1 protein-coding gene is annotated in these 934 nt (G+C 67.0%); it reads left to right on the forward strand.

Annotation, left to right across the window (positions count from 1 at the left end):
- Positions 1–96: 96 nt before the first annotated feature.
- A complete protein-coding gene (locus JCM25156_RS18260; protein ID WP_025814271.1) occupies positions 97–693 on the forward strand; it encodes a hypothetical protein in 597 nt (198 codons plus the stop codon).
- Positions 694–934: the final 241 nt, after the last annotated feature.

A 934-nucleotide genomic window follows, 5' to 3' on the forward strand; every position in this document is an offset into this window, starting at 1 on the left:
CCGCCCCCGCCGCCCGGCGCGCCCAGGCCGCCGCGCCCAAGGCTACGGACTCCAGTGGCGGCTGACCCCGCCGTATGATTTGAAGGATTGCATGAAGTGACACGATTTGCGCATCCTGGCGCCCATGCCCTGCTGGCGGCCTGCCTGCTGGTGGGGGGCGCATGCCACGCGCGCGCCGAAACGACGGAGGAGACGCCCTTCGTCACCCCGCAGAACGATGTGGACGTAACCTATACCATCTATCCGCCCCACGACACGCGTGAGGTCATGACCCAGCGCATGCGCTGGTCCAGCGGGCGGATGATGCAGCGTGTCGATCCTGGTAACGCCACCACCTACATGATTACCGATTATCACACGGGCACGCTTACGGTCGTCAATGCCGACCAGAAGGTGCGGACCGTCATTCCCGCCCCCGGCGCGGCCAATGTGCAGATGGGGCAGCGCGCGCAGGGCAACTGGCTGCGCACGGGTGTCTCCACCGTGGCGGGCACGCCCTGCACCCTGTGGCAGACACAGGATACCGACCAGCGCCCCAGCGAGATCTGTTACACCGATGATGGCGTGATGCTGGAAGTGATCCGCGATGGCAGGACCATGGTGCAGGCCACCTCCGTCACCCGCGCGCCGCAGGCGGACAGCGTGTTCGCCATTCCGTCGGGCCTGAAGGAACTGCGCGCCGCCCATCCATGATCCGCCGCGCCGCTTTGTGGCATGAAAAGGGCGGTGCCTGCCCGTAAATCGCCATGCCGACCCTGTTTAACCTGTCCCGACAGGGGGCGCTTGCGGCCCTAAGCCAGACAGGAGCAGGAAAACGGTCATGAGGAATATCGGGCGCATTGCAGCGGGGATTGCCGTCCTGGCCGGGCTTGCGGCCACCATGCCGGGTGCGCAGGCCCATGGTCGCGGCGGCGGTGACGCGCTGGTTGGCGGC

Source organism: Komagataeibacter kakiaceti JCM 25156, assembly GCF_000613305.1.